Annotated in this window: 14 protein-coding genes; 7 read left to right on the top strand and 7 right to left on the bottom strand. The window is 35.6% G+C overall.

Annotated features, from left to right (window positions below; genetic code table 11):
* The 3 genes from V7068_RS14965 to V7068_RS14975 form a co-directional block, all read right to left on the bottom strand.
* Window positions 1–574, bottom strand: a 574-nt coding sequence (locus V7068_RS14965) for an MFS transporter (protein ID WP_499713464.1), incomplete at its 3' end; no start/stop codon positions are given.
* A 252-nt stretch (window positions 575–826) separates the two neighbouring features.
* A complete protein-coding gene (locus V7068_RS14970; protein WP_499713448.1) occupies window positions 827–2,035 on the bottom strand; it encodes an ABC transporter permease in 1,209 nt (402 codons plus the stop codon).
* Window positions 2,028–2,771 carry an ABC transporter ATP-binding protein gene (locus V7068_RS14975; RefSeq protein ID WP_499713449.1) on the bottom strand — a complete coding sequence of 248 codons (744 nt, stop codon included), beginning with the start codon at window positions 2,769–2,771 and terminating at the stop codon, window positions 2,028–2,030. The genes V7068_RS14970 and V7068_RS14975 overlap by 8 nt, the downstream gene beginning before the upstream one ends.
* Before the next feature lie 717 nt (window positions 2,772–3,488).
* On the opposite strand from V7068_RS14975, the gene V7068_RS14980 reads away from it, so the two are divergent.
* From V7068_RS14980 to V7068_RS14990, 3 genes are all read left to right on the top strand, one after another.
* Window positions 3,489–3,911 carry an HIT family protein gene (locus V7068_RS14980; protein ID WP_127759264.1) on the top strand — a complete coding sequence of 141 codons (423 nt, stop codon included), beginning with the start codon at window positions 3,489–3,491 and terminating at the stop codon, window positions 3,909–3,911.
* A gap of 295 nt (window positions 3,912–4,206) precedes the next feature.
* A complete protein-coding gene (gene serC, locus V7068_RS14985) occupies window positions 4,207–5,292 on the top strand; it encodes a 3-phosphoserine/phosphohydroxythreonine transaminase (protein WP_499713450.1) in 1,086 nt (361 codons plus the stop codon).
* Window positions 5,293–5,430: 138 nt separating this feature from the next.
* Window positions 5,431–5,955 carry a tryptophan transporter gene (locus tag V7068_RS14990; protein WP_499713451.1) on the top strand — a complete coding sequence of 175 codons (525 nt, stop codon included), beginning with the start codon at window positions 5,431–5,433 and terminating at the stop codon, window positions 5,953–5,955.
* Between the two features lie 81 nt (window positions 5,956–6,036).
* Here V7068_RS14990 and yhzF read toward each other — a convergent pair whose 3' ends face one another.
* On the bottom strand, window positions 6,037–6,216 hold the full coding sequence (yhzF, locus tag V7068_RS14995; RefSeq protein WP_499713452.1) for a membrane protein YhzF: 180 nt from the start codon (window positions 6,214–6,216) through the stop codon (window positions 6,037–6,039).
* A gap of 331 nt (window positions 6,217–6,547) precedes the next feature.
* Between yhzF and V7068_RS15000 the strand changes: the two genes are divergently transcribed.
* The gene (locus V7068_RS15000) at window positions 6,548–6,916 is read left to right on the top strand and encodes a YtxH domain-containing protein (protein ID WP_127759260.1); all 369 of its coding nucleotides are present in this window, start codon (window positions 6,548–6,550) and stop codon (window positions 6,914–6,916) included.
* A gap of 191 nt (window positions 6,917–7,107) precedes the next feature.
* Window positions 7,108–7,689, top strand: coding sequence for an HTH-type transcriptional regulator Hpr (locus V7068_RS15005; protein WP_499713453.1), 582 nt, complete (start codon window positions 7,108–7,110; stop codon window positions 7,687–7,689).
* Here the strand turns inward: V7068_RS15005 and V7068_RS15010 are convergent.
* Complete coding sequence (locus tag V7068_RS15010; protein WP_119117099.1) at window positions 7,683–8,015, bottom strand: DUF1878 family protein; 333 nt, start codon at window positions 8,013–8,015, stop codon at window positions 7,683–7,685. The genes V7068_RS15005 and V7068_RS15010 overlap by 7 nt on opposite strands.
* 361 nt (window positions 8,016–8,376) lie before the next feature.
* Between V7068_RS15010 and V7068_RS15015 the strand changes: the two genes are divergently transcribed.
* On the top strand, window positions 8,377–8,559 hold the full coding sequence (locus V7068_RS15015; RefSeq protein ID WP_499713455.1) for a hypothetical protein: 183 nt from the start codon (window positions 8,377–8,379) through the stop codon (window positions 8,557–8,559).
* Window positions 8,560–8,603: 44 nt separating this feature from the next.
* Here V7068_RS15015 and V7068_RS15020 read toward each other — a convergent pair whose 3' ends face one another.
* Together V7068_RS15020 and V7068_RS15025 are read right to left on the bottom strand one after the other, a co-directional pair.
* On the bottom strand, window positions 8,604–8,696 hold the full coding sequence (locus V7068_RS15020; RefSeq protein WP_119117097.1) for a YjcZ family sporulation protein: 93 nt from the start codon (window positions 8,694–8,696) through the stop codon (window positions 8,604–8,606).
* A gap of 171 nt (window positions 8,697–8,867) precedes the next feature.
* Complete coding sequence (locus tag V7068_RS15025) at window positions 8,868–8,954, bottom strand: YjcZ family sporulation protein (RefSeq protein ID WP_499713465.1); 87 nt, start codon at window positions 8,952–8,954, stop codon at window positions 8,868–8,870.
* Window positions 8,955–9,149: 195 nt separating this feature from the next.
* Between V7068_RS15025 and V7068_RS15030 the strand changes: the two genes are divergently transcribed.
* Entirely contained in the window at window positions 9,150–10,007 is an 858-nt protein-coding gene (locus tag V7068_RS15030) for a peptidylprolyl isomerase (RefSeq protein WP_499713456.1), read from the top strand.
* Window positions 10,008–10,048: the final 41 nt, after the last annotated feature.

Below are 10,048 nucleotides of genomic sequence, written 5' to 3' on the forward strand. Positions count from 1 at the left end.
ACATAATACTTGAATAAGAAAAGGCAGTTAAACACCCAACAATGGCAATCGGAATCGCCCGTACTTCAAATAAATCATGAATAGATAAAGGTTTGCGTTCTAGAATGATTGGTCGATTTTCTGAAATTTTTATACTAAACGAGCCTAGAAAGCCAATCACTATAGCAACAGCCAGACCTAAAAATAACGATTGATATGGAAAAAATTGAACGGCCGTTAAGGCAATAAATGGACCTACTACGACAGCTAGGTTCATAGACATAGCAAAATAACCAAGACCTTCCCCTTTTCGTTTATCTGGCACAATATCATTAGCAATGGCAATTAGTACAGTCGTTACAATACTAAACCATATTCCATGAAAAAAGCGTAAGGCCAACAATAAATACAGGTCATCCACCCATAAATATAAAAAAGTAGAAAGACCAAAAAATAATTCAGCAACAATTAATGTTTTCCGCTTCCCTAGTGCATCAATAATCTTTCCAGAGAATGGACGAACAAGAATCGCTGATAGCATAAATATAGTCATCATAAGACCAGCCTGTACCTCTGACCCTTTTAACTCCCTTATTACATAAACNNATAAACAGGTAAAATAGTTATAAGAGAATAATAAACAATAAACAGAAAAAAATTGTTAATTAGAGCCACAAAGAAAGGCATCGTCCATATTTTTGATGCGTTTGTATAATTCATAAAAATTCCCCTTTTTGTCTATAAGGCTATTATAGACCTAATTCATTCATTTCCACAGTATATATAGTAATAACTATAATTAAAAGAGGTCACCCAAAAGTAAACTTTTGGGTGACCTCTTGTGCTCTTAAAACGTTCTTATTTTTTTCACCGCATAGCTTTTAAAGCCCACAAAGAACAGAATGCCGACTATTAGCGCAAGTCCCGCGCTCATCCATTCACCTTTACAAAGCAGCACAACAACAAATATCACAGCTTCTAGTGATAAAAAGTAAGAAATCCACCGAATAACTGCCGCCTCACGCATATTAGCTGGTAACGGATACAACGAAACCCAAATTTTCCATTCATGTACTTTCCATACTGGTAACAATTGAATCGCTGTTATAAATAAGAATAAAACAACGACAAATAAATAGGCCCATTGATTGGACAATACAGCTAAAATAACTGAACCGATTAAGGTTAAACGAACTAACAAACCTGCATAATCATTCGCCCGTAAAAATGTACGCCCATATAAGTACATATATGTTGAGGATTGTTTATATGGAATAAAGGATAAAAGAAAGTCCAACCACTTTCTTCTCGCCACTTTGCTTCCTAAGCTTGGTACGTCGGTAAACAAATTGGCAAGCCTGTAAAAGGCTTGAAGCCGTTTGCTTTCAAGTGCCACTAACCGCTCCCATTGCAAAGCTTTTTGACGAGTAGCTCCGCGATAATAAGCAAACAAGCCAAGCAAAATACATAGGATAAGGACTGACACCCAAATGGACGCTTTATCCAATACAACATACAGCAATACTACATTAATGACAAAACGAAGCAATAAATCGATACGACTTGTGGAAACCTCTTGATACTTCAACACATACCACTGAATATTCAAGTTGATCATTTTTACAAGCAATAGCACAATCAGCACGGTCACAAAGTCGTTCATACCTGAGCCTGTCACTTTCGCATACATTGGCATTAAAGCCGCTAATACAAGCAGCAACATATAGCTTTGCAAAAACCAGCTTAATAAAATAGAACGTGTAAAATAAGGCTTTAACTGCGTTTCAACAGGTAAAATAAACACGGTATCCGCTTCTCTTAAAAACGTATGAATCGGACTTCGTGTCACAAGAAGCGCTAAAATAACAGCCATAATCGGCACAGCAGGAAAATCACTATGTAACGTTTTCACCCAGTTGCTATAATAATACGCTGCTCCCCCAAAGGCTATCACCATTACGAATACTAGATGACCATTGAAAATATAACGCAAATACTTTTGCATTTCTTTGCTGTAGCTGACAAATCGCTCTTTCCAAAACTGCCCGCTATTCATGACGATGATCTTCTTTCGTCAATTGAATATAAATATCATCAAGCGTTGCTCCCGGCATCGCAAATTGAGTACGAAGCTGTTCCAAATTCCCTTTCGCTCGAATTTCACCATTATGTAGAATAACAAAGGAATCACAATAGCGCTCCGCTGTTGCTAAAATATGAGTAGACATTAAAATTCCTGCCCCACTCTCTTTCATTTTTGTCATTAAATCAAGCAAAGATTGAATCCCTAATGGATCAAGCCCTAAAAACGGCTCATCAACAATATAAAGCGAGGGCTGAACTAAAAAGGCACACATAATCATCACCTTTTGTTTCATCCCTTTGGAAAAATGAGCAGGAAACCATTTCATCCGCTTTTCCATCCGAAATTCCTTCAACAATACACCGATTCGCTTTTCATAGAGCGTTTCCTCGATTCCATGAGCCATTGCTGTTAAACGTAAATGCTCCTCAAGTGTTAATTCATCATAAAGAATCGGCGTTTCCGGAATATACGTAAATTTCTTACGATAGCCATCGGGATCTTCTGAGAAAGTTTTCCCGGCAATCGAAATGCTGCCGCCCTTCGGCTCCATTAAACCGATAATATGTTTAATCGTCGTACTTTTCCCAGCTCCATTTAATCCAATTAAACCGACTAATTCATTCGGCTGAATCGTAAAGCTGATGCCTTTTAACACAGGCGTCTTTGTATACCCCCCGACAAGGTCTTTAATATCTAATAAGGACATAAATAACGATCCCTTCTTTATAAGCTTTGTGACGCTGTTCATGAACAAAGCCTTAAATAAAAATATGTTTATAGTGTAGCAAATTTCTGTTTGATTATATAGTGACGCCCTCTTTTACTCCCTAAATAAGCCAATCCGAAAATCATTTCATCCAAAAAATATAAAAAAGGATGTATATAACTCGCAATTACTGGTCATGATAAATAAGGAAGAAGGGGTTCTTCATTACAAGTGATTCACATCATATTGTAAAATGAGGTGTCAGTTAAAGAAACTATAACTGCTTTCTAAAAGAAACTTCCTTACAAATGAATCATATCATGTTGTAAATGAGGTGTCAGTTGCAGACTACTAACTGAAAGACCCAGAGAAATTTGCTTACGAAGTCATTTCATTAGGAGATGGTTCGCTTGCACGTAGAAGAGATTCAATTCAACAGTTATCAAATATACTTTAATCGTTCATAAAACGATGGAGATATAGGAGATGGTTGCCTTGAATACAAAATCTTTTATCCAATAACCGTAATTTACAAAAACGTAAATGAGGTGTTGATCAAAGGTTATTCTCGTTGATACGCCAAGAAAAGCATACCCCCTTTTTCAAACGACAGGGTGCAACGTAAAGTTGCATCCTGTTTTTCATTTCACTTTTCTAAGGCAGTCATCTTGTGGTACGATTAACAATAATTTCATAAATTAGAAAGGAAGTTAAACGATGAGCGATTGTATTTTTTGCAAAATCATTAAGGGAGATATTCCAAGTACAAAAGTATTTGAAAATGAGCAGGTCGTAGCGTTTCTCGATATTAGCCAAGTAACGAAAGGCCATACACTCGTTATTCCAAAAGTACATAAAGAAAATGTGTTTGAATTAACGCCGGAAATTGCAAAAGAAATATTCGCCGTTGTCCCTGAAATTTCTCGTGCCATTAAACAAGAATTCAATCCAATCGGCTTAAATCTAGTCAATAATAATGGAGAAGCGGCTGGACAATCTGTTTTCCACTACCATATGCACATCATCCCTCGCTATGGTGAAGGTGATGGCTTCGGAGCAGTTTGGAAAACGCATGATAGCGAATACACACCAGAAGATTTACAAAACATTGCAAACGCCATTGCACAGCATATTCAATAATGTATATCTGATTCTTCACATATGTGGAGAATCTTTTTCTTGATACGAAAAGTATAGGTGAATTGCTGTCGGAAAGCATTCCCTGCCTTCCGAAGCGATTAGCTAAAATAAATCTGATGAAGCTAAATATCGAAAAATGTCGAAAAATTCCGTCTTTATTTGTCTAAAAAAAGTGAAATTTTCTTAAAATACAAAATAAAAAATTGAATTTCCTCTCCAATTAAATTTATTTTTCTGTTAGGATATAATAGACTTAGTACCGTAACTACATTTATTTTTTTAGGAGGAAGAAAAAGTGAAACGTGCACGGAATTTTAACGCTGGGCCAGCAGCCCTTCCAGAAGAAGTATTAAAACGAGCTCAAAATGAATGGTTAAATATAGAGGACTCAGGCATGTCTGTTATGGAGCTTAGCCACCGCAGTGCTCAATTTGAAAAAATTCATAACCATGCAATCGCAACACTTAAAGAATTAATGTCGATTCCAGAAAATTATGAAGTTCTTCTACTTCAAGGCGGTGCGAGCCTGCAATTCTCAATGGTTCCAATGAACTTATTGAAAGAAGGTAAACGCGCAGATTATGTTTTAACTGGAGCTTGGTCAGATAAAGCATTAAAAGAAGCGAAAAAAGTTGGCGAAACAGCTGTTGTTGCTTCTTCAAAAGAGGAAAAATATTCATTCATCCCTTCATTAGAAGACATTAAAGTAAATGAAGATGCTGCTTATCTACATATTACAAGCAATAACACAATTTACGGAACACAATGGAAACAGTTCCCTGAAACAGGAAATGTTCCATTAATCGCTGATATGTCAAGCGACATCCTAAGTGAAAAAGTGGACGTAAGTAAATTCGGCATCATCTATGCAGGTGCACAGAAAAACCTTGGACCATCTGGTGTAACGGTTGTGATTATCCGCAAAGATTTAATTGAAGATAACGACCAATTACCAACGGTGTTAAATTATGCAACTCATGCAAAAAATAATTCTTTATACAACACACCGCCAACATTAGCAATTTATTTATTATCTCTAGTATTAGACTGGGCAAAAGAACAAGGCGGCGTGGAAAAAATAGCAGAAATCAATCACCAAAAATCAAAAATCATTTATGATGCGATTGATGAAAGCAATGGTTTCTATAAAGGACATGCACGTCCAGACAGCCGTTCACACATGAATGTAACATTTAACCTACAAACAGAAGAAGCAGAAAAACAATTTTTAGCTGAAGCAAAAGCTGCCGGCTTTGTTGGTCTTAACGGTCACCGTTCTATCGGTGGTTGCCGTGCATCTATTTATAATGCGGTACCAACAGCTCACTGCCAAGAGCTTGCTGATTTCATGAGAGAGTTCCAAAAAAACTACCAAAAATAAGCTTCTGTACTAATTAGAAACCACTTCTAAAAAAATGAAGCGCATGATATACTGATGTATACTTTTCGCGGCAGGCAACGAGTGCACTGCCGGAAAAGTATACATTTTTTAGTTGAGAAGAGAAGAGGAGAGATTCATATGAACACAAAAACACTTGTATCAATTGCCATGTTACTTGGAATTGGAACGGCACTACATTTTATCATTCCAGGATATTTATTAATGAAGCCAGATATGATGCTATTGATGATGTTTTTAGCGATTGCTTTATTTCCTGAGAAGAAAAATGTATTCGTCATTGCTCTAGGATGTGGATTACTTTCAGCTATGACAACATCATTCCCTGCAGGTCAAATTCCAAACATCATTGATAAATTTGTTACTGCGTTCTTGTTTTATTTCTTAATCGTTACTTTTAAAAAGGTTTCAACAAACGTTGCTGGTTTAGTTGGCTTAACAGTCATTGGAACGCTTATTTCTGGAGTTGTTTTTCTTGGATCTGCCTACCTAATTGCTGGCTTACCAAAAAGCTTCGTTCTTTTAGTTGGAGGCGTGGTTGTACCAGCTATGGCAGCAAATGCAATCGTTATGGCGATTATTTATCCAATTATTGCGAAAATCTTGAAAAAGACGTCCATTCCTTCTGCTTCTGTAGAAGCCTAACATCAGCACACAGTAAAAAAGCGCCGGTTTTCTCCGGTGCTTTTTTACTAAATTATTATATTCATCAACTATATGACATCCTTAACGAATAAAGAGTATAACAAACCAAATAAAAAAACAACATCCACTAGCCATTCCCCATTTTCTTGCACGTGATTGCACGACCCTTTTAGGCGGATAAATCCCCGATTTGCGTAAAAGAACTGCATAGTACCCCGTCACACATAAACAGACGACCCATATCATTAATAGCATGTTCATCTATGCCCCACCAGATTAGCTGAATTTTTATCCCACACTGACGCAAGTTTCACTGTACTATGTATGTATATGTGTTCTCTGCTTATAATATGTCCATTCCCATATCTTGTTATCGTCAAATATCTTATCAAAAAATTGTTACATTCCCTTAATTATTTTATCAATATAAAGATAAAATGACAGATACTCTTCCCCATTAAAGCAAATTATGATATTTTGTAATCGTTAGTCTTATTACATAACCTATATTCTTTTTCCAATTAAACTTTGATATTTGGAAGGGATTTGGCTATTTCAGAGCGAAATAAATAAAACATGAGGTGATAATACAATGAAGATCAAATCATTGCTTATTGGATTTGTAACAGGAGCAGTCGTAGCAGGAGCTGCAACACTCCTCTCTGCCCCCAATTCTGGTAAAGACTTACGAATTCGCTTACAAACTAGTAAACAAAATCTAAGTGCATCGATTGAGGAAGTATTAACCAAAATTCAAGACATAAAAAGTGAAGCAATAGAAGCCGCTCAAACAAGCAAAGATTCATTAAAATTGTTCGTTTCTGACGTCCAATTGCTCATAGAGGATTGGAAACGAGATATTGAACCGAATAAAACCGAATTATTTAAAAATATCGAAGAAATCGAGCAATCTTTAAAAGAATTGGAAGAAATCATTCCTGCGCGTTCGAACAAAGAGTAAGCGTTAAGAAGCCCAGTTATTTATTATTTTTTACAAAAATTTCATAATCCTTATATAAAATTGGAAATTTTCCATTTTATCAGGATTACCGGAATAAAATTTCTAAAAATTTCGCAAACTTTTACTTTATTAATTTTTATTTTATTGTCATAATAAATGTACACACTCTGATAAGTAGGTGATCTTAAATCATGCAAGATAAAAATTATTCTATGAAAGAAGCAATGATTTTTAGTCAAAGAATTGCTCAGCTAAGTAAAGCATTGTGGAAAGCTGTTGAGAAGGATTGGCAGCAATGGATTAAACCACATGATTTAAACATTAATGAACATCATATTCTTTGGATTTCGTATCACTTAAATGGCTCCTCTATTTCCGATGTTGCGAAGTTCGGAGTCATGCATGTATCTACAGCATTTAACTTTTCAAAAAAGTTAGAAGAACGCGGACTGCTAAGATTCTCCAAAAAGGAAAATGACAAGCGAAATACGTACATCGAAATTACACCCGAGGGGGAAAAGGTGTTACTAGATTTAATGGAAACCTATGACCCTGGCAAAAATTCGGCTTTTTCAGGTGCACTTCCCCTTCGTGAACTTTACGGAAAATTCCCTGATTTAATTGAAATGATGGCCATTATTCGCAATATTTATGGAGAAGACTTTATGCAAATCTTCGAACGTTCATTTGCAAATATCGATCAGGAATTTACAGATGTAGATGGAAAAATTACTAAGAAGAAAAATGAACAGGAAATTGAGTCAGTTCAATAATAAAACTTAGACATTTCTTGCATGAATGATTTATGTAAACCTTGAGCAAGAAAAGCTTCAATAACTTCTTTTACAGTAAGCTTAGGCGTTAAATGCTTCTGTAAGTCATTAAAAAGCGGTTGAAAGTTCATGTATCCCTCCGCTTTTTCTGTTACAAACTTTTTGCTCAACGATTCACAAAGTTCTAATAATTGTTGAGCCTCCTCTTTTGTCATATTTTTTTCAACAATTAATAAATCAAGCTTCGCCTTCGGATTTTGAATAATCTTTAGCAATAATTGTTGATGATAACGCAATGTTTCAATTTCTTTCTCTAAATGTCGCATACCTTCTAATCCCCCGTCAGTCTAAATGAATCTACTGTCTATTTTACATTATGACCTCAAGTTTGACCTTTTATATAGCTATCTTTTCATTATACATGTCTTTTTCTCTCCAGGTCGAATACTAATTTAATAGGAATGAATTAATCTAAATTGATTTCCCATCTAGTTGGCGGAACGATGTCTGGCTTCCTTTTAGCTATGCTGAAACGGAGTCAAACATCAACAGAGTATTCAAGTAAACATTGTTATGTCTAGTTAACAAGTTTAAGACATATAAACAAGCAACATTTTTCAGTATCTTTTTTCGTCATTATTTGGTATCGTTATAATACATGAATGTTTTGCAAGGAGGGATTCAGGCTTGATCTCGTTTTGGTTTATCTTGTTTTCACTCATTATTTTATATAATATCAATAGAATGACAGATTCTTTATGTGTACAAAAGGAGATTCCTGAAGACCGACAACCTAAGGTATTTAGAACGATTAATATTTTAATTACCATTATGCTCCTATCTTCTTATGTAGAAATACTGTATACATAGCCAAATAAAAAGGGTGAAGCATTGTGCTTCACCTTTTGCTTTGTTTACAACCACGAAGCTCCGATAATAATTAACAGAATGAATAGAACGACAATTAAAGCAAAACCGCCGCCAAATCCAAAACCACCACCAGACATGGAATCTCCTCCTTTCAAATAACCATTCAAGCTATAGGCACACTCATATTTAACACGTTCAACTTCATTTAACGATTTCACTTGTACATAGCGTCCAACAATAATTGAGCGGCTACTGTATCCTATTCATCATTCAAATAAAGGGACTGGGCATTTTATTTATTGCGAGAATCAACAGATAAATGCTGCCCCTACAATAATTAACAAGATGAAAAGGACGACTAACAAAGCGAAACCGCCACCGCATGTATGACCCATTTTCTGTACCTCCCCTTTGCTGTCTTCGTTCTATACTATGTTTGGGTTCTAAAATGGGGTAGACCATTACCCATTTTTTATGAAATAACTTCTAATTTTTGTACGATTTTTTTTTGAAAAAATTCATTATATGTTATAGTAATATTTATGGATTTACTCACACAAACCAGAATTTTAAACTAGGAGTGTTTTCTCATGAAGAAATGGGTATTAACTGCTGCTGTTACAGCTGGATTAATGGGGCTAACAGCTTGTAGCGGTGGAGATTCGGAAACAGTCGTTGAAACAAAAGCAGGCGATATTACAAAAGAAGAATTTTACACGGCTATGAAGGATAAGTACGGCGAACAGGTTATTCAACAACTAGTTTATGAAAAAGTATTGTCTGATAAGTATGAAGTAACGGATAAAGAAATTAACGCAAAATTGGACGAGCTCAAAGAACAAATGGGTGCTAATTTCCAAATGGCGTTAGCATCTTCTGGATATAGCTCGGAAGAAGATTTAAAACGCGATTTAAAAATAGGACTCCTTCAAGAAAAAGCAGCAACTGCGGATATTAAGGTAACCGAAAAAGAACTAAAAGAAGCTTACAAAAATGCAAAACCAGAAGTAAAAGCGAGACATATTCTTGTTGAAGACGAAAAAACAGCTAAAGAAGTCAAAGCTAAACTCGATAAAGGAGAAGATTTTGCAAAATTAGCAAAAGAATACTCCAAAGATACTGGTTCTGCTGCAAACGGAGGCGACCTTGGCTGGTTTGGAGCAGGGAAAATGGTACCTGAATTCGAAGAAGCAACATATGCTTTAAAGAAAAATGAAATCAGTGAACCTGTTAAATCTGAACATGGCTATCACATCATTCAATTGTTGGATAAAAAGAAAAAAGAATCATATGAGAAAATGAAAGACAAACTGGAATACGATTTAAAAGTATCCAAAATCGATCAAGCGAAAGCACAAAGCATTTTAGATAAAGCAGTTAAAGATGCTAAGGTAGAGATCAAAGATAAAGACTTGTCATCTGCCATTCCTACAGGTGAAGAGAAATAATTGCTTCCATGCTGCCCCTATCTATAGCATATAAAAAAGCG

Origin of the sequence: Bacillus sp. JJ634 (assembly GCF_036962285.1) — a bacterium.
Lineage (GTDB): Bacteria > Bacillota > Bacilli > Bacillales > DSM-1321 > Peribacillus > Peribacillus asahii_A.

Coding starts and splice junctions, on each gene's coding strand:
- V7068_RS14970 (WP_499713448.1), bottom strand. CDS start 2,035: ATGAATAGCGGGCAGTTTTGGAAAGAGCGATTTGTCAGCTACAGCAAA.
- V7068_RS14975 (WP_499713449.1), bottom strand. CDS start 2,771: ATGTCCTTATTAGATATTAAAGACCTTGTCGGGGGGTATACAAAGACG.
- V7068_RS14980 (WP_127759264.1), top strand. CDS start 3,489: ATGAGCGATTGTATTTTTTGCAAAATCATTAAGGGAGATATTCCAAGT.
- V7068_RS14990 (WP_499713451.1), top strand. CDS start 5,431: ATGAACACAAAAACACTTGTATCAATTGCCATGTTACTTGGAATTGGA.
- yhzF (WP_499713452.1), bottom strand. CDS start 6,216: ATGAACATGCTATTAATGATATGGGTCGTCTGTTTATGTGTGACGGGG.
- V7068_RS15000 (WP_127759260.1), top strand. CDS start 6,548: ATGAAGATCAAATCATTGCTTATTGGATTTGTAACAGGAGCAGTCGTA.
- V7068_RS15005 (WP_499713453.1), top strand. CDS start 7,108: ATGCAAGATAAAAATTATTCTATGAAAGAAGCAATGATTTTTAGTCAA.
- V7068_RS15010 (WP_119117099.1), bottom strand. CDS start 8,015: ATGCGACATTTAGAGAAAGAAATTGAAACATTGCGTTATCATCAACAA.
- V7068_RS15020 (WP_119117097.1), bottom strand. CDS start 8,696: ATGTCTGGTGGTGGTTTTGGATTTGGCGGCGGTTTTGCTTTAATTGTC.
- V7068_RS15025 (WP_499713465.1), bottom strand. CDS start 8,954: ATGGGTCATACATGCGGTGGCGGTTTCGCTTTGTTAGTCGTCCTTTTC.
- V7068_RS15030 (WP_499713456.1), top strand. CDS start 9,150: ATGAAGAAATGGGTATTAACTGCTGCTGTTACAGCTGGATTAATGGGG.